Below are 23728 nucleotides of genomic sequence, written 5' to 3' on the forward strand. Positions count from 1 at the left end.
ATAAATGAGTAAACTAGTGAGTAGTTAGTGAGTGAATCAGTGCAGAATAATCATGCTCTGCTAGCTGATTGAAATTAAACTAATTAGCTTTAAATTTAGCTAAATTATTATCAATCAAGCCTTTTGGTATATAGCTGCCATAGCACCTGCTGGGTCTTTTATCACTAGATATCGATCAGCGCCGACATTTTTAACTTTAGTTACTAGACTACCGCCATTTCCCACAACTTTATCAGCCGATTCATCCAGGTCTTTGACTAAAAAGTATGGTAACCAAACCGCTGGCATATCTTGATTTTCACCTCTGGCATGACAAATTCCTGTCACTAAGCTTTTTGGTGTTGAAGATAGGGCTGAAGGTGATGGTATGTTTTCTTCCGTGCCTTGATTAGTATACTCTTCACTTACCCTACTAGCCTGACTAAATACATTAGGTTCAGTTGCTGAACTCATGACAAAGTCATGGTATTTTTCATCACCTAATGTCATTGATATTGGCTCGCTATGCCAGCCTAAAACACTTTGATAAAAATGGCTTACCACTTCGGCATCGGCAACCGATAAATCCATCCAAGCCATTTCACCTAGCTTCTCTCCATACATAACGCTGCTCCTAATAACTGATTAAATTATATAAAACGTGGTAAATCTGAGTAATAATCAAAAAACTCTATTACCAAAAATCGATATTCCAAAAAATGCTATTCAAGCCACTTAACCTCGACATCAACATTATTGTTCTTGGTGTAAGCTTAGCTTAGGGTTTTTCGGGTAAAACTTATCTGGCATGCTACTAATGTGCTCAAAGAATCGGGTGTCTTTGTAAGGTAACTTCATAAAACCCGAGATACCAACACCATCTATAGTAGGTAATAGTGCTAAGATTTGTGCTAAACAGGCTTTAAATTCAGCTTTCTTTTCATGGTTTAACAGCATTAAATAACTATGAATTTTTAAATGTTTAGGTAGTACTTCAAAGATAATACAACCGGTATGGTGAATTAAATTCAACTTAGCCAACACTGTCATTAACTCATCCGGTAAATATAGATATTCATCGGGGTCTTTACCGTCTTCAAAGTAGGAGTGCAAACGCGTTACATCATCAACATCGGCAATATCACTTACTTCAAAAGTTATTTGCTGGGCAGGGTCGGCAATAAAAGGCTGGCTTTCGCAATTGCGCTCAACATGTAAGGTATTACGAGCATTAAACAAACAACTTTTAAACATACCAATACGGAAGATACCTTGCGCTAAGTAAATTATATTATTAACCGCACTGGTAAAAGAAGCTTTAAGGCTTTCATCAAATAAGGTTAAGTTGGAGTCAATATAAACCCCCTCTTTTGCCCAACGAATGGCAAAGCCGCCCACCACAGGGAAATTACCTAGCCGGCTTAATGCGGCGATAAAGGCTTTTTCATTATCGCCCATACCCATAAGGTAATTTTTATAATACTTATCCAATTGGGCATCATCTATATCTAATAAGTGATCATGCCCGGTTTGCTCACGTAAAAATGACTTTCTTGAGCCATAAACTACGGTATCAATTTGCTCACCTTGAGGTTTTATCCACACTGGAATATGGGCAATGGTTTCTACTTGCGTTGGTTTATCCGCCAAGACTACTTGTTTGAGGTAGCTAAGGTTATTAAAAAAGTAATCCCCAGCTTTACTGCGCAACTTTTCATCGTCACTTAACATCCCCGTTAACACCTGAGCAAGTAACTTAGGTAAACCTAAGGCGTTTGGCGGTATCACTTTTATACCATAACGGCATGATTGCCCTGATGCCAATGCATACAAGGTTGCTGCTAAGCCCTGCTCGTCAAAACGAGGAGTCGATAGTCCACCGGTAAGTTGCTCTGGTCCGATAAAGTAGACATCGCCTAAACGGGCGTTACTATGTTGCAAATCACTACTCATCAGTTCCATTACGTTAGTACTAGTGCTTTGTCGATTACAATCAAGCTGCGCACTCACGGATGAACCCCAGTCAATAAGTTGTACCTTGCCAGTGCTTTTATCGTAAACCAAATTGGAAGGTTTGATATCGCCATGAACAATAGGTTTTAACTGCCTATGGTTATTAGGTTGACGTAAGTACAGCAAGATATCGGCTAACTGCAAGGCGATACTGACCACCAACTCGGGTGCTAATGGGCCAACTTGTAGCGATAATTTTTCTAAATCGATACCAGGGGCGCGACTCATTTGTAAAATAGATTGGCGCTTTATTTTTTGATATTCAATCACCTTGGGAATTTGTGGGTGATCGAGCTGACCTTGAATATCTGCTTCTTCGGCTAAACGGTCTTGCACATGTTGCGGTAAGTTAATGCGAGAGAATTTAAAAACAACTGGTTGTTCTTGCTCCAGAGCATTTTTACGTTTAATACCAGAGAAAACAAACCCATAGGCGCCTTTACCTAACAGAGCAACCTCCTCAAAGCCAACTTGCTTTAATTGCTGCTGACAAAGCTCAACCCATTGTTTTAACTTAGTCGCGTCTTTATGACTGAGTAAGTAAATGGATTGCTCTTGAGCAATGTAGAAATGCTGTAATTTTTTATTGGTCACTTTAGTTTTCCGCTTTTATCTACCATGCTGCTTTTATTCTTAAATGGGAATTTACTGGCAAAGTAATTATTAAAATAATAACTTTGCCAGTAGTTACGCTACCGAGATTTAATTTGAACTACAAGTACGCGTAGCTTTTAATTGCCTAACTGCTAAATACTTAAATGCTCGATCAGCTTTCATCGAATACCATGCTGCCTTAACTTCATCGCAATTTTATTGTGTGAAACTTTTAAGCGTTCAGCTAGCTTGCGAGTCGTTGGAAATAAGGGGTATAAATGTCCGAGTAATTTAGCTTCAAAATCTGCCTGTGCACTTGACCAATCGGTAGCAGCGTCAATAACTAAATCGCCTTCTTGGCTCTTATCTGCATGGTTACTACCAGCATGACTGTTACCTGCATATTTATTGAGTACAGGTAGCAAATCATCTGCACAAATATCATCACCATTATTTAAAGCGACCACGCTGAATAATACATTTTGCAATTGCCTGATATTACCCGGCCAAGCAAAGCGCTGTAATAAGGCAAGAGCCTGATGAGTAAGTTTAGGTTTAGCACGCTTGGTTTGTTGACTGTGACTGACTTGTTTGGCTGCATTTTCAATAAATAAGTTGGCTAATAGGCTCATATCAGCGATACGTTCTCTAAGAGGCGGCAGTTCAATACTGAGTACATTAAGCCGATAATAAAGATCTTCTCTAAAGGTTTTTTCACTGATTAACTTGGCTAAATTTTGATGGCTAGCACTGATTATTCGAATATTAGCAATCAGCTCTTTAGTGCCACCCACACGGCGATAAGTTAAGTCTTGTAAAAAACGTAATAGCTTTGCTTGTAGATACGGTGACATTTCAGCAATTTCATCTAAAAACAAACAGCCACCTTCAGCCAATTCAACTAGACCTGGTTTACCGCCTTTTTGTGCGCCAGTAAATGCGCCACTTTCATAACCAAATAGCTCACTTTCTAATAAATGTTCAGGTAATGCTGAACAGTTAATCGCTAGAAAAGGTGCTTTAGCCCTTGAACTCGCTTGATGTAACGCCCTAGCAATTAACTCCTTACCTGTACCTGTTTCACCACTGATTAATACCGGTAAATCTAATTCAGCAAAGCGCTCGCCTTGCGCCTTAATTAAACTGATACTTTTTGATTGACCAATAATATTGTCAAAGCTGTGCTCTTGATGACTTTGCATTAAAGATATCTGTCGGCCGAGAGTATTCATCGAACGCAACAGTAAAACCGAGCCGTTAACTTGCTTGTCTTTATTTTTTGCTGAATTTTTTTCTGAGTTACCTGCTGACTTATTTGATGGATCATTTACTGAGTTAGTGACGGAACTCGATAACACTGGGCTTATATCCAAAATATACGCCTTACCTTGAATGGTAATTGCCTGACTGGTTGCCGTATTAGTCAGCATAGCGTTAGTTATTTGCTCTATATACTCATTAATAGGTTTGCCTAAATAATCAGTGGCAATAAAATCATGTTTACCGCCCGCGGCTTGCGGCATAAGTTTATGGCTAGCCTTATTCATCGCTAAAATTAAACCTTGGCTATCAACATCGATGATAGGCTCTGGCATTTTGTCTAATAATGCTTGTAAGTGATTGGCTCGCTGCTCACTAGGCAGCAAGTTTATTGACTCAACACTTATCACTCCCATTACGTGAGCTAAGCAATGCTTAATTTGAGACAAGGTAAGCGCTTCAAACTCAAGGTGCAAATAGGTAAAACAACTGGTGATTTCTACCGCTTTTAAATTCCAGGCTTGCTTGGCAAAAACAGCTAATATTTCTTGTGAAATACCAATTCTATCGCTTGATTCAATAACAATACGCATAAAAGGACACGTTAACAATTAGATCGTACTATAAATATGACACAGTAATAAAAATAGTACAAATACAGAGTTCCCCCTATTAGTAATGGCTTCAATCAGTATTTAAATAAAACTAGCGCTTAATAAGTAACTTGGTTGTCATAATTTAATTACAAAAAGTTATAACTACAATCACAAAAAACCTATCCAATTGAAAAATAACAGTTTTATTTGTTGGCAGTATAGTTGCAAGACACAGATAGGAGTACTGGTAAGAAGCAAATACTGTCGTTGCAATCGAGTCATTAAGCTGCGTTATAACAGTAATAATGCACTTACCTTGTATCACTGAAGCCGGTATAGGCTATTACAAATAACAAAATAATAATAATTTAACCTCATTTTGGAAGAGAAGCTATGACCAAGTTTAAGAGCAAGAATATAGAAACTAAAGCCATTCACGCCGGCAGAATTGATGACAAGCAATTTGGCTCGCTAGCTACGCCGTTATATCAAACCTCAACCTTTATTTTTGATAATGCTAAACAAGGTGGCGACCGCTTTGCTGGTGAAAGCGAAGGCTATATTTACACCCGCTTAGGTAATCCAACGACCCGTCAACTGGAGCAGCGCGTTGCTGCCATGGAGTGTATGGATGATGCTGCAGCAACTGCTACCGGTATGGCTGCGGTTTCTGCTGCGCTGCTCACTAACTTACAAGCTGGCGATCATATGATCTCCTCAAAAGCAGTTTATGGTTGTTCCTTCGCCCTGATGAGCCACATGCTTAAAAAATTCGCGATTGAGGTGACTTTTGTTGATATGACAGAGCCTGAAAATATCAAAGCTGCAATAAAAGAAAATACCAAGCTGGTCTTCTTAGAGACGCCAATCAACCCAAATTTGGTGGTATTAGATTTAGAGAAAATCTGCGCCATTGCCAAAGAGCATAAGTTATTATCCATAGTAGATAACACTTTCCTTACTCCTGTATTACAGCAACCAGCTAAATTTGGCGCCGATATCGTTGTCCATAGTGCCACTAAATATCTCAATGGTCATGGTGATGTTGTCGCGGGTATTGTTTGTGCTAGTTTTGAAATGATTAACGAAATCAAAATGACCACCTTAAAAGACATTGGCGCAACAATAAGCCCTCATGATGCTTGGTTAATTATGCGCGGTCTTAAAACATTACCCATTCGCATGGATAGACATTGTAGCAATGCCCAAACCGTAGCTGAGTTTTTAGAGCAACACCCTATGGTGTCAGAAGTTTATTACCCAGGCCTTAAAAGTCACTCCGGATACAAGTTTATAGGTAAACAAATGAAAGCCGCAGGTGGTGTGATTGCGTTTGAATTAAATACCGACCTCACCGGCGGCACAACCTTTATTGATGCCATGGAGCTTTTCTCCATTGCGGTCAGTTTAGGTGATGCCGAGTCATTGATTCAACATCCAGCTTCCATGACCCACTCACCTTACACACCTGAAGAGCGAGCTGAGGCGGGTATTAGCGATAGCTTGATCAGGATTTCTGTTGGTTTAGAACATGTTGATGATCTTATTGCCGATTTATCGCAAGCCTTAGCACAGGTGACTCTAGGTAAAGCCGACAATGTTACCAGTATTACTAAAGCATCTAGTGCAGCTTAACTGACATTAGTTAGAATGAGCCAGAATTAATTATGATGTGCGGTAGTCATTATGATTTGCTATTGATCTCAAGGCTGAAGCTAATATTACGGCTAGAAATAGCTGCTAAGAACAGCTAAAGAAAGCGATTGAAGATAGCGGTTAGAGTTGTAAGTTAGCTCGTTCTGAAAACAAAAAGCCCCAATATGTGAATAACATATTGAGGCTTTTTTATTTATAGGTAATGTAATTACTTATCAGCAAAAGTTACTTATCGGAAAACTATTTCTCAGCAAAGTTACTTATCAGAAAAGATCACTGCTAATTGCGGTAACAACTTATCTTTTAGTGCCGTTACCTCTTCAGCTGAATACGGGGTTAGCGCCTGTTGCCCCCAAATAGGTTTTGGCCATTGGGCATCATCTTTAAAGCGCACTACATGATGAACATGTAGTTGCTCAACCACGTTGCCTAAAGCTGCAACATTCATCTTATCGCCGCTAAAGGCTTGCATCAGTAACTCACTGAGCAAACTCGACTCATTGAGTAACTGCTGCTGTTGCTGCCAATCTAATTGATAAATTTCACTGATATCGGCAACTTTCGGTACTAAAATAAACCAAGGGTAGGCACTGTCATTACACAATAGTAATTTACACAAAGGTAAATCGGCCAACTCAATACCGTCTTTTTCCAACTGTGGATGTAGGGTGAAAAGTGTCTCTTCGCTCATTATCAAAACCTTATTAAATAAAAACATTACAAATGAAAGTATTAACGTTTGTTTTTACGACCGCGACCACGAGCAGTTTTTTTAGCTTCTGTACTTGTGTGACGCAATGCGTTCCTCTGCTAAGTCGGTAAACAGTGAGATGGATATTATCTGCAATCCACTCTCACGCCTTAGTAGCAAACCTTGCTAAGCCTTCTGGTAAAAGCTATTAACGTTTGTTTTTACGACCGCGACCACGAGCAGTTTTTTTAGCTTCTCGGGCAGCAATGCGTTTCTCTTCTAATTCGGCAAAGTGGAGATTCTCTGCAACTACGATATCTGGTAACTCAAAAGAAATAGGCCCTAGGGTTTTATCACGAATTTCATTGATCAGAATGACCGACGCTTTATATAAATCCACCCGCCCACCACTTTTAACACAACTACGTCTTCTGCCAATGGCTTCAATTAGGTCTTCTTCATGCTCAGGTAATTCGTCAAGCTGATAGCGATCCATTAGCCGCTTAGGATAATTCTTCAGTAAGTAGTCGGCGGCAAAGTAGGCAATATCGTCATGGTCAAAGGCAGTATCTTTCACCGCACCTGATACCGCTAGACGATAACCTGAATTTTCATTGTAAATTTTAGGCCACAACATGCCCGGAGTATCAAAAAGGTATAAACCTTCTTCAAGACGAATACGTTGCTGACCTTTAGTTACCGCTGGTTCATTACCCACTTTCGCTTTTGCTTTGCCTACTAAGGTATTGAGTAATGTTGATTTTCCAACATTGGGTATACCCATTATCATGGCGTTAATTTGTTTACCTTCTTCATCTTTATTCGGCACCATTTTTCGAATTAAGCTGATAAGGTTTTTAGCAACGCTCGGCTGTTCAGTGGTTAAAGCAATTGCTTTGACATTATGCTGAGATTCTAAATAGTCTAACCAAATTTTAGTGGATGCAGGATCGGCTAAATCACTTTTATTAAGAATCTTTATCAGTGGTTTGTCACCCCTGATCTCAGTGATCATAGGGTTTTCACTACTAAAGGGTAAACGCGCATCACACACTTCAATAACCACATCTATTTGAGGTAATATCTCTTTTATTTCTTTTTGCGCTTTGTGCATGTGGCCTGGAAACCAGTTAATCGCCATGAAAATCCTAATCTAACTAATGAATAAAAAATAATGTGCCAATTTTAACAAGTTTTTAGCCAAGGTGGCTAGCCATACTGACAATTTAGTTCAAACAGGCTATGCCAAACGGGTTAAGTAACGTTCTTTGTACTGACGGGGACTGATACCGTAGAATTTTTTGAAACATCGACTAAAGTGGCTGGTATTAGTAAAACCTAAGGCAAAACACGTTTGGGTTATCTGCTGACCTTGTTTCAATAATTTGCCGGCTTTTTTAAGACGGCTTTGTAATTGATAGACCATAGGGCTACAACCTAAATGTACCTTAAACTCATGAAAGAACTTAGTGCGGCTCATACAAGAAATCCGTGCCAACTCATCAATACATAGGCTCTCATTTAGGTGTAATTCAATCTGATTTATCGCTGCATTCAAGCCGTTGTGATCAGGCTCCTGCTGTGAAAATGCCAAAATAAACTCACGGGTTTGTTGATGCAATAATCGAATTGTTAACTCTGATACGGCTAAAGCAACCATGGCACTGCGGTCGGGATGGTTTTCTGTATAGATGTGCACAATACGATTTAACACACTCTGTGTTTCACTATTATGATGAGTATGCACAAGTTTGTTGTCGTATTGCCAATAACCAAAGGCCTGATTTAGCGGTTGCTGCTGGTTTAACATGGCAGAAACTTGTTGCACCCGCTCACTTGATATCTCTATGGCTAAACACGTGGTCGGTTGAGAAATTTGTGCAATGGGAAAATCAATTTCTACCGAACTACCCGGCGCCATAATAAAAGACTCATGGGGCAAAAACTCGCCATGAAAATTATCTAATGTGCTATGCATCACTTTCTTTCCTGTCACCATAGCGCAAAAAAGCAGTTGATCCGACTGTAACTTAACCTTCTCTGCTTGTTGATAGGTATCATAAATACTCAACTCAGACTCAGGACCGGCAAAGCTGAGTTTATTTTCCACCAGTACCTTAGGTGGGTTTCTGACACTATCTATAGCTTGTCTGATCATAAAAGTTTATCCGCTAATTTGAACTAGTAGGCAAGTTTTCTGAATTTACAGCACAGTTAAGCAATCGCTTATTGACTAAGGTAAATAACCTCGGACAAAAACGCAATAGTAAAATAGAACAAGAATAAACCGCTTAACTAGCAATTACCCATGAAAGGAAATGTTATGATTTATGCAAAACCCGGTTCAGAAAACGCGCTAATGACCTTCAAATCACGTTACCAAAATTTTATTGGTGGCCAATGGGTTGAACCACAAAATGGTAAATACTTTGATAATATTAGCCCAGTCAATGGTCAATTAATTTGCCAAATCCCACAATCTGATCACCTTGATATTGAACTTGCGCTCGACGCAGCGCATAAAGCAAAAGATGCTTGGGGCACAACATCGGTAACCGACCGCTCAAATGCTTTATTAAAAATTGCTGACCGCCTTGAACAAAACTTAGAATTACTCGCCGTGGCCGAAACATGGGATAACGGTAAAGCGATACGTGAAACCCTAGCGGCAGATATTCCTCTGGCAGTTGACCACTTCCGCTACTTTGCCGGCTGTTTACGTGCACAAGAAGGCTCATTAGCTGAGTTAGATGAGAAAACTGTTTCTTATCATTTTCATGAGCCTTTAGGTGTGGTTGGTCAAATTATCCCATGGAACTTCCCCATATTAATGGCCGCTTGGAAACTGGCGCCAGCATTAGCAGCAGGTAATTGTGTAATATTAAAACCGGCAGAGCAGACCCCCGCATCAATTTTAGTATTGATGGAGTTAATTGAAGACATATTACCTGCAGGTGTACTTAATATTGTTAATGGTTTTGGCGCGGAAGCCGGAGAAGCATTAGCCACCAGTACACGTATAGCTAAAATTGCCTTTACTGGTTCAACACCTGTTGGTGAAAAAATAATGCAAGCCGCCGCGAAAAATATTATCCCGTCAACCGTAGAGCTTGGTGGAAAATCGCCAAATATTTTCTTTGAAGATGTGCTTGATTTTGAAGATGAATATTTAAGTAAATGTATTGAAGGCGCTGTTCTTGCTTACTTTAACCAAGGTGAAGTATGTACCTGCCCATCACGTTTATTCGTTCAAGAAGATATTTATGATAAATTTGTCGAAAAAGTCATAGAACGTACTAAAGCCATTACCCGAGGTAATCCATTAGATACAACAACCATGGTTGGCGCACAAGCATCTAAACAGCAATTCGATAAGATCCTAAGTTACATTCAAATAGGTAAAGATGAAGGTGCAGAAGTACTCATGGGCGGAAACGTTGAACAATTAACCGATGAACTTAACAGTGGTTTTTATATTCAACCGACCTTATTGAAAGGTACAAATGATATGCGTGTCTTCCAAGAAGAAATTTTTGGCCCTGTTATTTCAGTATGTACCTTTAAGGATGAAGCTGAAGCTCTTGAGTTAGCAAATAGTTCTGAATTTGGCTTAGGGGCGGGTGTTTGGTCACGTGATATGAATCGCGCTTATCGCATGGGACGTAAAATTCAAGCTGGCCGCGTTTGGACTAACTGTTATCACATGTACCCTGCTCATGCTGCTTTTGGCGGTTATAAAAAATCAGGTGTTGGTCGTGAAACCCACAAAATGGCGTTAGAACAATATCAACAAACCAAGAACTTACTGGTTAGTTATGATGTTAATCCGCTTGGTTTTTTTTAACGTTTTATTTTCAAGCCCTCACTAAAAATAACACACGTTTTATGTCAGTTTAGTTTTTATTTCATAGAAGCTAAACTGGCTTTTTTCACTTTACACTTAGCAAGTACTTACCTACGGCTTACCTAATAAATTTTCTTACAACTCTGCCACTTTTTTAGTAGCTAAGCATTAACTTATTGATGATAATGCTAAACATTAATTGTCTTTATCATTTATCAAAATTAGCAAATAATCTATGAGTAAAAAATTCTACGTTATCTGGAAAGGTGCAAAAACAGGTATTTTCACCACGTGGCCTGAAGTTCAACAACATACTGCCGGTCGTTCAGACGCACAATATATGGGTTTTGAATCAAAAGCAGCCGCTGAGCAAGCATTTGCCTCAACTTATACCAAAGCGTTAATGCAACGCTCTTTAAGTAAAGCTGGCGGCTCAAGCGCAGCGCCTAGCTCTAACCGCAAAGCCAGTAGCAAAAAAGGCAGCGCTAAAACAGCAGCAATTAGTCCCAATGGCCCAAGTGATATTGAAATATACTGTGATGGCGCTTGCTCCCCTAATCCAGGAAAGTCAGGTACAGGCATTGCAGTTTACGAGCTGGGTAAAGTGACCTCATTGTATTACGGTCTTTACCAGCCAAACGGCACCAACAATACTGCCGAGTTAAACGGACTGCTTTCTTCATTTCAATTAGCACAGCATTTTATTGATAAAGATAACGAGCAAAGTATTTGTATACTCTCTGATTCAAAATATTCAATTGACTGCATCACTAAGTGGGCCAAAGGTTGGCAAGCTAAAGGTTGGACTCGCGGAAAAGGCGAAGAAGTTAAAAACCTAGCACTAGTACAACAATGTTATGCGCTCTATAAAACCATGCACACTAAAATCACTATTCGCCACGTCAAGGCTCATGCCAATATAGAAGGTAATGAACTGGCCGATAGAATGGCGGTATTGGCGAGAAAACAGCACCAGGAACCTATGATTCGATATAGCAAGGTAATAGACATAAAAGCCTTACTTGCCCTGGAATCTGGCTAAGCTGTTCTCTAGCTAAACTGCTCTAGAGCTAAAAAACATCAAACTAAGCTGACATAAAACGATACTGACTATGCCTATTAATATCCTTATTACTATCGCCCTTTTGCTGTTAACTGCTTTTGTGCTTTCTCGAATATTCACCCTACCGAGAAATATCTGGTTGTTGTTTATTTCTCAGCCGTTAGTGATGTCAGCTTCGCCTATCATAGTTTTTATTGGTGGCCTTCTATCCAGTAAAATGGCTAGTGATCCATCCTTAGCAACACTGCCACTTACCTTAATGATCCTAGGTGTTGCTGCCGGCTCTATTCCTGCGGCAATGTTAGCTAAAAACAAAGGCAGAAAATTTGCCATTTATACAGGTTTAAGTTGCTCGTTAATAGCGGCGGTTATCGCCATAATGGCGGCAAAAACAGCAATTTTTGAATTATTTTGCTTTGCTAGTTTGCTCATTGGTGTTGGCGGCGCCTTCGGTCAACAGCTACGCTTTGCCGCCATTGAAAGTAGCTTGAATAGCGGCGATGTACCTAAGATATTATCTATTTTGATGCTCAGCGGTGTTTTTGCTGCCTTTTTAGGCCCAGAAATAGCGGTAGTGGGTAAAGATTTACTCCAGTCTCCTTATGGTTATGCTGGATCATTTTTATTAGTGGCAGCCCTGACCTTATGCGCCATGCTTATTATGATGGTTTTTAAAAATCCCACTATTAATACCGATGAAGCTACGGGTGAAGCAAGACCGTTAAGTGAAATTGTAAAACAACCCATTTTTTTGATAGCAATTTGTACGGCAACAATCGGCTTTGCGCTGATGAGTTACTTAATGACCGCAACGCCTATCAGTATGCATAATATGCAAGGCCATAGTTTACAAGAAACCAAATGGGTTATTCAAAGCCATATTGCCGCCATGTATCTGCCGTCATTATTTACCCCTTGGTTAGTAAAACACCTGAAGTTAAAAGGCATGATGTTTATCGGAACACTTATATATGCGGTAGTCGCCTTTATCGCTTTGTCTGGGCATGACGTAATGCATTATTGGTGGGCATTGATTTTATTGGGTATTGGATGGAATTTCTTGTTCTTAACGGGTACCTCTTTACTACCACAAAGTTATCACGCCAGTGAACGTCATAAAGTGCAGGCGACCAACGATTTTATTTTATTTGGTTTTCAAGCTGCGGCGTCACTGTTAGCTGGCTGGGTATTATTTAATGCCGGTTGGCATTGGGTGGTGATCACCAGCATACCTTTTATCTTAGTACTTTGTGCGGTGATAGCGCTTTATCATAAACACCAAAAATCAACATTAATACAGCCAGCCGCTAAGGTAAATTAACTTAAATGTTGAATGGGAAAGTCATGTGCCCTTCCTCCCAACAATGCACTCAATTAGCACAATCAATTAGTTAGATGGATTTTAATATCATGGAGATAGATATGAATAACGCTTCAGCAAATGCGGGTAAAAAAATTAATTCAATAAAACAGTTGAAACAACTGTTAATCTTGGCCTCACTTAGCTGCTCGAGCCTTGCTTATGGCCAAGGTGATGGCTCGCAAAATAAAGAAGCATTAGCAAAAAAGTTAAGTAACCCTGTGGCCGCGTTAATAAGTACCCCTATTCAATATAATTTTGATGAAAATATTGGTGCTGATGATAAAGGCAGCCGAACCACGGTTAATATTCAGCCGGTTATTCCCTTTTCTATCAGTGAAAATTGGAATCTTATCTCCCGTACAATTCTGCCGCTAATTGACCAAGAAAATATTCATAGCAATGCAGGTACTCAATCTGGCGTTGGCGATATTGTACAGAGTGTATTTTTCTCACCTAAAGCACCAACCAAAAATGGCTGGATTTTAGGCGCAGGTCCGGTTTTGCTTTTACCTACTGGCTCTGATGACAAGCTAACAGCAGATAAAGTTGGACTTGGTCCAACTGCAGTAGCATTAAAACAACAAGGCCCATGGACTTATGGCGCCTTAGGCAATCATATTTGGTCTGTTGGCGGAAGGAGTGATAGAGCCGATGTTAATGCCACTTTTTTACAACCCTTTTTGGTTTACACCACCAGAGCAGCGACAACATATGCCTTAAATACTGAGTCAACTTATGACTGGGAATCTAAGCAATGGGCAGTACCTGTTAATTTCACCGTCACGCAAATGGTAAAAGTAGGCGGTCAGCTGATAAGTGTTGGCGGTGGTGTAAGATATTGGGCTAAAAGTACTAACAATGGTCCAGAAGGTGTTGGCATTAGATTAATGTTTACTATGTTGTTTCCCAAGTAAAGTTATTGCCGAAGTACTGTTATTACCGAAATAGCGTTATTTCAGATAAGACTGTCGCCAAAAGTTCCTTATAAAAATTTAGTTTCCCTGTTCCGCATCATTAATTTATCACGGAGAAAAAAATGAAGTTTTCAAAACAAGTATTTGCACTGCTAGTAACCAGCTCTTTGGCCGTTATTAGTTTTAGCAACCATGCCGCACAAAGTACTAACCCTTCCATACTTACCGTATATATTGCTAAAAAAATTATTACCATGGATAACAGCCAACCTTACGCCACCGCTGTTGCGGTAGCCGATGGCAAAATCGTTTCCGTGGGTAGTCTTGATTCCCTACAAGGTTGGATTAAAGAGCGTGGCGCAACCATAGACCCTACCTTTAAAGATAAAATTATCATGCCGGGCTTAATTGACCCACACGTGCACCCTTCTTTACCGGCAGTATTAACACAATTCCCTTTCATCGCCCCTGATGATTGGTCGCTACCTACTGGGGAGTTTCCCGGTGAAACAACAAAAAAAGGCTATATTGAGCGATTAACTGAACTGGTTAATAAACATTATAACGACCCAAATACCGATAAGACAGTGCCATTTGTTACTTGGGGCTACCATGCACTATGGCATGGCGATATATACCGCAGTGAGCTATCTAAATTATTTCCTAACAAGCCAGTTATTTTATGGCAACGTTCTTTTCATGAACTCATTGCCAATGATGCCGCGATAAAAATGCTCGGCATAGATAAAGCCGCAACCATTGCCCATCATGAAGCAGATTGGCAGAAAGGTCATTTTTGGGAAAATGGCGCTATGCAACTCATGTTACCTAAAATGTCCTTTATGTTTACGCCAAAACGTTATGGTCAAGGTATGAAAAACTTTTTAAAAATGATGCATCAAAGCGGCACCACTACAGTTATGGATATGGGTATGGGAGTATTTGGTGATCCGGTTGGCGAAACAGCACTTATTAGAAAGATAGCTGAAGAAAGCAAAGCACCAGCTCGTTTAGTGCTAACCCCTTTGATTACCGATTTTATTGCCCGGGGTATTTCACCTGAAGATGCACTAAAAGAAGTTGAGCAATGGACCGAGGGAAATAGCCACCGCGTTGTATATGATAAACATTTTAAGTTAATGATGGATGGCGCTATCTTCTCTGGCGCATCACAAATGGACTTCCCTGGCTATAAGGATGGCCATAAAGGCATGTGGCTGGCACCGCTTGAAACCACCTATAACTATGCAAAAGTGTTTTGGGATAATGGCTATCAACTTCATGCTCATACCAATGGTGATGGCAGTACCAAAGAATTAATCAATATGGTTCGCCGCTTACAAGCTGGACATCCAAGAGTCGATCATCGCACCACTCTAGAGCATTTTGCTTATGCTACTGAGGCGCAATTAAAGCAAATGAGTGCACTAGGCATGATGGTTTCGGCAAACCCCTATTACCAATACATCCTAGCGGACACCTATGCTGAGCAATGGCTCGGTGAAGACAGAGCCAGAAAAATGGTACCGTTAGGTACAGCTAAAAAACATGGCGTACCAATCGCTTTGCATTCTGATGCTCCTATGGCGCCATTAAGTCCATTAACACTGGTTTGGACTGCCGTTAACCGAACAACTATCAATGGTAATAAAAATATTGCTGGTGAAAAGTTAACGGTTGATGAGGCACTACGTGCAATTACCATAGATGCTGCTTGGACTATGCGCTGGGAAGATAAAATTGGCTCTATTGTCGCAGGAAAAAATGCAGATTTTGCTATCTTAGAGCAAGACCCCTACCAAATAGATCCTAAAAAGCTTAAAGATATTAAAATTTGGGGTACAGTGTTTGAAGGTGAAAAATTCCCAGTAAAGCATTAACCAGCTATATTGCTAATATAAACAAGATAACGGCTGATAAAACCGTCAGCCCTTTACCCAGTTCAACGCTAAAACTATGAGTTAAGAGCAAGTACATAAGAGTTAATATTTAAAAGTTAACAACTAAAAAAATAATAAGGAGATAATTATGAGTGGTACAACTATGGTGGTTGTCATTGTCAGTGTCGTTTTTGGCGTTTTATATAAGATGTATAACAAACATCTCGAATTCAAAGCCAAAACAATTGCCCACAATCATGATGTTGACGGGAAAAATGATGAGCTTAGCAAAGAAGTCCTAGCTCTAACCGAGCGTGTACAAATACTAGAGAAGATTGTTACCGATGAAGGCTATCAAGTACAAAAAGATATTAACAAACTATAAGCTCAGTTACTTAGGTACATTATAGATTTTATCCATGAATGACGGAGTATTTAAGCGATGAAGCTAATAATGAAAACTGAGTTTGATAATCTTAGGCTTAATAGTAAACACGATTATGAAACCGACAGTAATGGCGATAAACAAGTCGTTAAAATTTATTGCGGTGAGTTACTGATTGCCAAAAAAATAAAACAGCATAAATCCATTCGTTTTTTTGGCATTTCAGGATATGAACAATATCTTACCCAAGAAGAGCATTAACAGGCTACTTCTTCAACATAGACTTTAAATCGGCGAATGGATTATAGGTAGCGGTATCTTGATTGGTATCGCCCGCTTTAACTTCCCTTTGATACCTAGACTGATCAGTATATTTATCATGTTCATTGTCGTGACAATAGATGCATAATAATTCCCAGTTGCTACCATCATTTGGGTTGTTGGTATGGTCATGGTCTACATGATGTACAGTTAATTCTTTTAAGTTAGAGAATTCAAAAGCACGGGCACAGCGACCACACACCCAAGGAAACAGTTTTAATGCTCGGTCACGATAACCTTTTTCTTGTTGCTTGTAATTGGCACTAGTGCCAAAGCGATCTGAGGACATAATAATATAGGACGATGAATAAATAATATTGCTAGTGTATTGCTAAGCGCTAGGCTTAGCAATAGCGGTTTATATCCTTTACCATGCAAAATGCAGCTTGATTGGTAACTGGCATTTGATGTCTTCTACATATTAAGCGTATTAATTTCTATTTTAGTTTGCTGAGCTAATATTTCCAGCGTTTTTCCATGGGGTATAGGTAAACGAGTTTTAGCATCAACTTGCACAAAAACAATATCATCAGCCAAACAAATGGTTTTTTTAGTGGCTTTGTTACGCACCAAACAAGTTACGGTAATAGAAGTACGACCTACTTTTTTAGTTTCTAAACCAAACTCAACTACATCCCCCTGCATAGCAGCAGACTCAAAACTAATCTCACCGATATGCTTAGTTACTAAACAGTTAGTTTCTAATTGACAGATAGCGTAAATAGCGGCCTCTTCATCAATCCATTCAAGGGCGCGACCGCCAAATAAAGAGTTGGCGTAATTTAAATCGTTGGGCATCACAAGACGACGGGAAAGAAAGCGCATAAAAAGCCTTAAGGTAAATGTAGGTTTAACTGGTATGACCTATTATAGCACTTCCCGCACCAGTTATTGAGTATTAACTCTACTAATTGTTTGGTTATTTGTCCAACAACCATAAGTAGTGAATTTTTGAATATTTATAGAAGTTCCGACTGTAGTTAAGCTTCCCCATGTAATCATTGAAATGGCTCAGCTTTAATTATTTTTAGTACTCTGTAATTACTGTGACCTCGACAAAAAAAGTGCTTAACTAGCTCAGTATTACCAAGTTAAATATTACAAAATCACCTTTAACACATTACTCTCCTACATTGATTCAGTTACTTTTGTAATAAAAAATAATAATTGGAGACTATTACTTTAAGTGGTAAGTATTTTTCTCAATTAATAAGGTAAAGTAATTACTTTTAAAGCAGTGTTTACTTTATATTGAAAGAGGAAATGTTTCCCTTCTATTGTAATAACTAGTTTTGAACACTTTATTTTAAGTTAGGAGTAGTCAACTGTGAAGATAGTGTATAGCGCCGAAAATAGTTTTATTGTCAACAATGTAAAAAATCTCCTTGAAACTAAAGATATTGAAGTCATGATCAAAAATGAATACGCGCAGGGAGCTGTGGGTGAAATATCGCCCTTTGACTCTTGGCCTGAGCTTTGGGTTGTTAACGATTCAGATTTTGATTCTGCGATGGCAATCGTAAAGTCATCACAGCAAAGTAATGATAGTGCTGAATGGAGTTGTAAAAGTTGTTCTGAAACAAATGCTTCATCTTTTGAAATATGTTGGAATTGTCAGACTGAAAAGACATAACAAAACAGTAAGATAGTTGCTATTTTACCTATGGGATTTTGTTTTCCTGGTACAGGTAAAACAGGTGACCTTGCGCCACGAAAAGAGTGCGCACCGGCTTGGAGAGGTAAAATCCTTGCCCACCTTAAGCATATAGAACTCACTATTGTACTCGGAAGTTATGCCCATAAATATCATTTAGATGGCACGAATGCTTCAGTGACAGAATTGGTAAAATCATGGCGAAGCTGTTGGCCAAATAGAGTTCCGTTGCCACACCCTAGCCCGAGAAATAATATTTGGCTTCGGAAGAATCCTTGGTTTGAAATCGAACTGCTGCCAAAACTTAAACTTCGTGTTGCCGAATCATTAAAAGAGAGCAATACCTAAGACGAACAGCTAACAAACACGGTAAACAAAAAATAAACTATTAGCTTCGTTTAGCAGTGTAAACAGGCACTGTCGGGTACATGTCGGGGACAAGTCAGGTATAAATCGTCACCGACAATAACAAAATTAATGAATACTTGTGATTCTTAAGTACAGAGGTAAATTTAATGATTCTCAAAGAACTGCGTATTAACCGCCATTTTTCACAAGAGCAATTAGCTCAAATGTCTGGACTAAATGTTAGGACAATCCAGCGTATAGAAAGCGGAAAAAAAGCTAGCCTAGAGTCTATTAAATGTATTGCTGCTGCACTTGATGTTGATATAACAACCTTGAATCAGGAGAAATTTATGATAGATAAAAAATCAGATAACTGGAAGACTTTACCTTTGTTATTGAAGTGCTGGTTTGTTTTTAATTTTTTACAAACCAGACCCAGTAGAAAATCAGCCTATCGAATTGAAATTATTGGTCATATAAGTGGCTTTATTTTTTGTTGTTTAGGCCTTATTAGTGAAGCGGCACTTGTGGGCGGTATACTAATGCTTGCTACTGCCTATTTATACCACGGACTTATATGGCATGGTGATAAGTATGGCATTTGGTATGACCATGAGAAAAAACATGAGTCAAACCAAAGCAGCTAAATTTAACCAGTAGAGTATATATGCGTATAACTTTTGTATTTTTACTTTTCTTCATTTCATTTTATGTAAATGCCGAGAATATCAAACCCTTCACTTCGGACGGATGTAGCTCATTTCCTGATGGAACATTTGAGCATAATCAATTATGGCTATCGTGCTGTACCGCTCATGATTATGCTTATTGGCAAGGAGGCACATACCAAGAAAGACTGGTCGCTGACAAAGAGCTGCAACAGTGTGTTGCTAAGGTTGGCGAACCTCACATCGCCAACCTTATGTTAGCGGGTGTTCGTGTTGGCGGCAGTCCATATTTGCCAACATCATTTCGGTGGGGTTATGGCTGGTCGTACCCTAGGTGGTATAAGGTATTAACCGATGCAGAAAAAAAACAGATAAAAGCTATGGTCGATGAAAAATAACAAAGCAAGAGTAATCGCTATCAGCGGAGTATCTGGTGCAGGTAAAACTGCCGCGGTTAAATTTTTGGCAAAGAGCTTTAATTGCCCATATTTACTTTTTGATGATCATACCGATATTCGTACTTACCCCCAGGATATGAAACGTTGGCTTAACAATGGCGCTAACGTTTCTCTTATCCAAACACCTAAATTTGTTAGGGCTTTACAAGCACTAAGGTCAACGAACAGCAGCAGTTTCATTTTCATTGAGGAGCCTTTTGGCAGAGAGCGAGACTCAATGTCTTTATTAATTGATTATGTTGTTTTATTGGATCAACCTTTAGAGTTATGCCTAAGCCGCATTATAAAAAGGCATACTGATAACCTCCTTGGTAAGAGTTCAGCTTCGTTAAATTCAATTGCGATTTTCTTAGATAAATACCATGACCACTTTAGAGAAATTTATATCAAAGCCGCTAACAAAGTTAGCCTGAATTGTGATTTAATTATCTCGGGAAACATCTCTATTAAAGAGACCACAAGTTCTATTAGTGACTGGTTGAAAAACAAGCAAGCTAACTTGGAACTCAAGTAAACAAAATATCGTTATTTATCAATATTAATAATTAAATTTAAGGGATTATATGTCGTATGAAATACTCGTCGGTTTGCATGTTTTAGATGATCTGAAATATAACGATTACCGCACAGCTATGAAACCAATACTTACGGATTATGAAGGCTCTTTTGGTTATGATTTTACCGTGTCTGAGGTGTTAATTTCACCCGCCAATAACCATAGTGATATCAACCGAGTATTTACTATAAACTTTAGCAGTAAGAATAAAATGGAAGGATTTTTCTCAGACGCTCAATACTTAGTGGTTAAAGAAAGGTATTTTGTTGAGTCTGTTGGTAGTGCCATCATAATAGCGAGTTATGAAAAGTAGATTGTTGAATTCGGATAATATGACGCGCAAGCAAGTAAGTTCATACATAGGCATTAATATTGAGATTAGCTCTTTGCACCTTAAAGCTTTACAAGCTCTAATGAATGATTTTAGCCTAATCTCATTATTAATCATTTACTATTTATGACTCTCAGTTTATTACTCACTAGCTAAAATCACTAAACAAACTGATATTAAGAGAACATTTTTTTAAAGCTGTCCGCCATCTTAATGAATTTCTCTTTCATAGTGCGCTTTAAATCGATATCGACACTACTAAATATCGAAAACCCTTCAATAATGATGGTTGGTACTGGTGTCGTTGCCCTGACATGGCTAACGCCGTTATTTGGTGCTGAGTTATCAATACTGGCAAAAATGCAAAAAGCTTTAGAAGCTACATTCACATTTTCAGGCACATAAATAGTATCACTACTAAATAAGCTAAACATTTTTATACGAACTTCTTGTTGACTAAAGATTGCATCAGTAAAGTCAATTTCAGTGCTACTAAAAAGACTAAAATAGCGTATTTCATTGGCAACTCTAAAGGCGCCACCACGATTGCTACTGCTAAAGATATTTACCATGGTATCAACTTCTTCAGCTTCACCAGCAACATAGTTCGGCGCTAAATCTTGCTTTTTACTTTCAACAAAAGCTTTATCTACCGCAAGGGGTAAATCACTGGTCAGCTCAACTAAATCTTGATGATTAGCCAATTCCATCGCTTGATCTAATCTACGCTCAAACGCCTCATAAGATATTTCGCCATGGCTATAGTTCATGATCAGTTGATCAATCACTTCACTACGTACTGTTTCAATGGGTCTATCTTCAAGTGTTACTGACATATCTATTCCTTGTTTTGTCTAAACCTAAACCTTTACGTAAAAATAAACCTAAATTTACATCTAACCTGAAAGTTGAAGGTAAGCTACTGCTAATGCGTTAACGAGTTATTATCAAATAAAGCAAAGGTTACGCCATAAATATAAAACAATAAATTCAACAACTTATAAAACGCATAAATGTAACTTAGTGTTAACCAAACTAGATATTAGTTTATTTGACCAAAGTTTTGCAACCTTAAAATTCACAGAAAAACTTACTCTAGCAATACCTTTAAAAAAAATGCATGCCAATATCAATTCCCTGAAGTCAGCACTATTTTAGTACTAGCTATTTTATACCTCCTTCACATTAATATAAAATAGCTCTTCCAATACAGAAAAATCTCCCGGTGTGCTTATAGTTTGCCAAGTATTGTTTGGGTAAAGTCGAATTTTATCGCCGCCAACTTTTGCATCTATGGGCATATTAAAACCGTCAACGTCAGACTGCCATCGGTACCTTACCTGCCCTTCCGCTTTTGATACTTCTAAGGTTGGTATGTTATTAAAATATAAGTATTGGTCGAATATCTTCTCAAAATCTTCATCAAAATATTGATTAAAGAAATTCAAAACATCAACGGTATATAAGTGAGACTTTTTAAAGCCGGTGGTATATGCCTTCACGCCAGACCACCACTTGTCATCGTCATTAACAATATGCCTAAGGGTATTGATAAATAAGGTACCTTTGAAATAGATATCTGATGTTGGCCAATGAGCAACGGAGGGTTGACCTATCATAGGAAATTTATTCTCAACCTTACTCTTATAACCATTTATATATTTGATTGCATCGTCATAACCAAACTGATCTTCGACATAAACAGCTTCTGCATAGGTACACCAGCCTTCGTGAATCCATGAATCAGAGAAATCATAACTGGTTAAGCTATTACCAAACCACTCATGACCTGTTTCATGAATAATAATAAAATCAAATTTTAACGAGATACCAACACCTGTCCAATCTGCACTAACGTCAGCTCCGCGGTTATAACCATTTTTAAATCCATTGCCGTAAGTCACTGCACTTTGATGTTCCATGCCAGTATAAGGCGCTTGAATAAGTTTATAACCGTCTTCAATAAATGGATATTCGCCAAAATATTTTTGGTACGAAACCATCATAGGTTTGGCTTGTTTAAACTGCCGTTTAGCTTTATCTAAATCTTGCTCTAACACATAATAATCGAGTGTTAATCTGCCAAGTGTTTCACCAAAATGTACATAATTACCAATGTTTAAAGAAACACTATAGTTATTGATTGGGTTAAGTGTTTGCCATACATATTCGGTATACCCATTAGCTAAAATATTGGTTTGTATTAAGCGTCCGTTAGAGATGTTTTTCAGATCAGATGGTACCGACACCCGCATGATCATGTTTTCCACTTCATCTGGTTGTTGATCTTTATTTGGCCACCAAACCATAGAGCCAGTACCTTGACAGGCGGTGTTTATCCAGTGTTTGCCTAGAGAGTCTTTTTTAAAGGTAAAGCAGCCAAAACGGCCCGTTGCTTTTGGATAGCCAGAATAATGGAAATCTATTTCTTCTATGGCGTCTTTTGTCAGTGTTTTAGGAAAAGAGATATAAACCGTATTTACCTCTCGTTCATACTTAAGCGGCTTACCATTATAAAGAATCTTATCTATATCAAGATTTTGGTACAGATCAAGCTGAATCATATTGTCAGCTTTAAGCATTTTAAAACGTATTTTATTATTACCTGATATATATTTTTTATCAGGATCGACCTTGATTGATAAGTCGTAACTGAGCAAATCATTATTCGCCCGATATTCACTGTAATTTCCCCAAAGCTTATTCTTTTTGGGGTAACTAAGTTTTTGTTCTGCCACCAGAAGTTTTTCATCATGTTGCATCACAATCGTATTGCTGGTTAGCTCGGCAAGGCTAAGCAGTTGTGGCTTGTGGTATTTGGCTTTTATTTGCACCACTTTCATACCTGAATCTAATAAAACTTTCCCCTTAAGATCTGTTCGAACGCCTACGCGAGACTTTTTATCATAAACAATGGCGCCTTCAATAGCTTGCTTACCCTTTGAACTGACAATGGTGAGTTCAGTAAGATTGGCGTAACTGGCAATGCTGGGAAGATAAAAAAATATAAACAGTAAAAATTGGGCTAACTTCATAATTAAATAACTCTAATAAATGGAACGAGTGGCCTGTCATCTTTGGCTGATTCAATAGTGGAGTCAGCGGATGATTCAGCAGTTAATACAATGATTGAATTAACCATTGAACCAGCTGC

23 protein-coding genes and 1 pseudogene are annotated in these 23728 nt (G+C 38.7%); 14 read left to right on the forward strand and 10 right to left on the reverse strand.

The window, feature by feature from the left end:
* Nucleotides 1-114: 114 nt before the first annotated feature.
* The 3 genes from HRT55_RS12560 to HRT55_RS12570 all read right to left on the reverse strand — a co-directional run bounded on the left by HRT55_RS12560 (nt 115) and on the right by HRT55_RS12570 (nt 4439).
* Nucleotides 115-603, reverse strand: coding sequence for a VOC family protein (locus tag HRT55_RS12560; RefSeq protein WP_291621719.1), 489 nt, complete (start codon nt 601-603; stop codon nt 115-117).
* A 129-nt stretch (nt 604-732) separates the two neighbouring features.
* Nucleotides 733-2586 (reverse strand): protein kinase, encoded by a 1854-nt coding sequence (locus HRT55_RS12565; RefSeq protein ID WP_291621721.1) that lies wholly within the window; start codon nt 2584-2586, stop codon nt 733-735.
* A 179-nt stretch (nt 2587-2765) separates the two neighbouring features.
* A complete protein-coding gene (locus HRT55_RS12570; RefSeq protein WP_291621723.1) occupies nt 2766-4439 on the reverse strand; it encodes a sigma 54-interacting transcriptional regulator in 1674 nt (557 codons plus the stop codon).
* Nucleotides 4440-4835: 396 nt separating this feature from the next.
* Here HRT55_RS12570 and megL point away from each other — a divergent pair, with 396 nt between their 5' ends.
* Entirely contained in the window at nt 4836-6077 is a 1242-nt protein-coding gene (gene megL / locus HRT55_RS12575; RefSeq protein ID WP_291621725.1) for a methionine gamma-lyase, read from the forward strand.
* 277 nt (nt 6078-6354) lie between these two features.
* On the opposite strand, the gene HRT55_RS12580 is transcribed toward megL, so the two are convergent.
* From HRT55_RS12580 to HRT55_RS12590, 3 genes are all read right to left on the reverse strand, one after another.
* Nucleotides 6355-6789 (reverse strand): HIT domain-containing protein, encoded by a 435-nt coding sequence (locus HRT55_RS12580; protein ID WP_291621727.1) that lies wholly within the window; start codon nt 6787-6789, stop codon nt 6355-6357.
* 208 nt (nt 6790-6997) lie between these two features.
* Nucleotides 6998-7930: a ribosome biogenesis GTPase YlqF gene (gene ylqF / locus HRT55_RS12585; RefSeq protein ID WP_291615488.1), complete on the reverse strand. Its 933-nt coding sequence runs from the start codon at nt 7928-7930 to the stop codon at nt 6998-7000.
* Nucleotides 7931-8029: 99 nt separating this feature from the next.
* Complete coding sequence (locus tag HRT55_RS12590) at nt 8030-8947, reverse strand: helix-turn-helix domain-containing protein (protein WP_291621729.1); 918 nt, start codon at nt 8945-8947, stop codon at nt 8030-8032.
* 165 nt (nt 8948-9112) lie between these two features.
* On the opposite strand from HRT55_RS12590, the gene HRT55_RS12595 reads away from it, so the two are divergent.
* The 7 genes from HRT55_RS12595 to HRT55_RS12625 all read left to right on the forward strand — a co-directional run bounded on the left by HRT55_RS12595 (nt 9113) and on the right by HRT55_RS12625 (nt 16499).
* Complete coding sequence (locus HRT55_RS12595; protein WP_291615485.1) at nt 9113-10633, forward strand: aldehyde dehydrogenase family protein; 1521 nt, start codon at nt 9113-9115, stop codon at nt 10631-10633.
* Between the two features lie 235 nt (nt 10634-10868).
* On the forward strand, nt 10869-11675 hold the full coding sequence (locus HRT55_RS12600) for a ribonuclease H family protein (protein WP_291621731.1): 807 nt from the start codon (nt 10869-10871) through the stop codon (nt 11673-11675).
* A gap of 70 nt (nt 11676-11745) precedes the next feature.
* Nucleotides 11746-13017, forward strand: coding sequence for an MFS transporter (locus HRT55_RS12605; RefSeq protein ID WP_291621733.1), 1272 nt, complete (start codon nt 11746-11748; stop codon nt 13015-13017).
* Nucleotides 13018-13118: 101 nt separating this feature from the next.
* Complete coding sequence (locus tag HRT55_RS12610; protein WP_291621735.1) at nt 13119-13973, forward strand: transporter; 855 nt, start codon at nt 13119-13121, stop codon at nt 13971-13973.
* Nucleotides 13974-14095: 122 nt separating this feature from the next.
* Nucleotides 14096-15853, forward strand: coding sequence for an amidohydrolase (locus HRT55_RS12615; protein WP_291621737.1), 1758 nt, complete (start codon nt 14096-14098; stop codon nt 15851-15853).
* 148 nt (nt 15854-16001) lie between these two features.
* Nucleotides 16002-16238 carry a hypothetical protein gene (locus HRT55_RS12620; protein ID WP_291621739.1) on the forward strand — a complete coding sequence of 79 codons (237 nt, stop codon included), beginning with the start codon at nt 16002-16004 and terminating at the stop codon, nt 16236-16238.
* Between the two features lie 57 nt (nt 16239-16295).
* Complete coding sequence (locus HRT55_RS12625; protein WP_291621741.1) at nt 16296-16499, forward strand: hypothetical protein; 204 nt, start codon at nt 16296-16298, stop codon at nt 16497-16499.
* Between the two features lie 4 nt (nt 16500-16503).
* Here the strand turns inward: HRT55_RS12625 and HRT55_RS12630 are convergent, their stop codons facing one another.
* Nucleotides 16504-16848 (reverse strand): YajD family HNH nuclease, encoded by a 345-nt coding sequence (locus HRT55_RS12630; protein ID WP_291621743.1) that lies wholly within the window; start codon nt 16846-16848, stop codon nt 16504-16506.
* 125 nt (nt 16849-16973) lie between these two features.
* Nucleotides 16974-17384: a hotdog domain-containing protein gene (locus HRT55_RS12635; protein WP_291621745.1), complete on the reverse strand. Its 411-nt coding sequence runs from the start codon at nt 17382-17384 to the stop codon at nt 16974-16976.
* A 502-nt stretch (nt 17385-17886) separates the two neighbouring features.
* Between HRT55_RS12635 and HRT55_RS12640 the strand changes: the two genes are divergently transcribed.
* The 6 genes and pseudogenes from HRT55_RS12640 to HRT55_RS12665 all read left to right on the forward strand — a co-directional run bounded on the left by HRT55_RS12640 (nt 17887) and on the right by HRT55_RS12665 (nt 20556).
* The gene (locus tag HRT55_RS12640) at nt 17887-18192 is read left to right on the forward strand and encodes a DUF2007 domain-containing protein (RefSeq protein WP_291621747.1); all 306 of its coding nucleotides are present in this window, start codon (nt 17887-17889) and stop codon (nt 18190-18192) included.
* 3 nt (nt 18193-18195) lie between these two features.
* A pseudogene (locus HRT55_RS12645) lies at nt 18196-18561 on the forward strand (uracil-DNA glycosylase family protein); the annotation flags it as partial.
* 167 nt (nt 18562-18728) lie between these two features.
* The gene (locus tag HRT55_RS12650; RefSeq protein ID WP_291621749.1) at nt 18729-19208 is read left to right on the forward strand and encodes a helix-turn-helix transcriptional regulator; all 480 of its coding nucleotides are present in this window, start codon (nt 18729-18731) and stop codon (nt 19206-19208) included.
* Nucleotides 19209-19228: 20 nt separating this feature from the next.
* Nucleotides 19229-19627 carry a hypothetical protein gene (locus tag HRT55_RS12655; RefSeq protein WP_291621751.1) on the forward strand — a complete coding sequence of 133 codons (399 nt, stop codon included), beginning with the start codon at nt 19229-19231 and terminating at the stop codon, nt 19625-19627.
* Entirely contained in the window at nt 19617-20201 is a 585-nt protein-coding gene (locus HRT55_RS12660; protein WP_291621753.1) for a hypothetical protein, read from the forward strand. The genes HRT55_RS12655 and HRT55_RS12660 overlap by 11 nt, the downstream gene beginning before the upstream one ends.
* 49 nt (nt 20202-20250) lie before the next feature.
* Nucleotides 20251-20556, forward strand: a complete 306-nt coding sequence (locus HRT55_RS12665; RefSeq protein ID WP_291621755.1) for a DUF1330 domain-containing protein — start codon at nt 20251-20253, stop codon at nt 20554-20556.
* 194 nt (nt 20557-20750) lie between these two features.
* Here the strand turns inward: HRT55_RS12665 and HRT55_RS12670 are convergent, their stop codons facing one another.
* Both HRT55_RS12670 and HRT55_RS12675 read right to left on the reverse strand, forming a co-directional pair.
* Nucleotides 20751-21410 (reverse strand): LiaF domain-containing protein, encoded by a 660-nt coding sequence (locus tag HRT55_RS12670; RefSeq protein WP_291621757.1) that lies wholly within the window; start codon nt 21408-21410, stop codon nt 20751-20753.
* A gap of 333 nt (nt 21411-21743) precedes the next feature.
* The gene (locus tag HRT55_RS12675) at nt 21744-23609 is read right to left on the reverse strand and encodes a M1 family metallopeptidase (RefSeq protein WP_291621759.1); all 1866 of its coding nucleotides are present in this window, start codon (nt 23607-23609) and stop codon (nt 21744-21746) included.
* Nucleotides 23610-23728 lie beyond the last annotated feature (119 nt).

It is taken from the genome of Colwellia sp., assembly GCF_013214175.1.
Taxonomy (GTDB): Bacteria; Pseudomonadota; Gammaproteobacteria; order Enterobacterales; family Alteromonadaceae; genus Colwellia.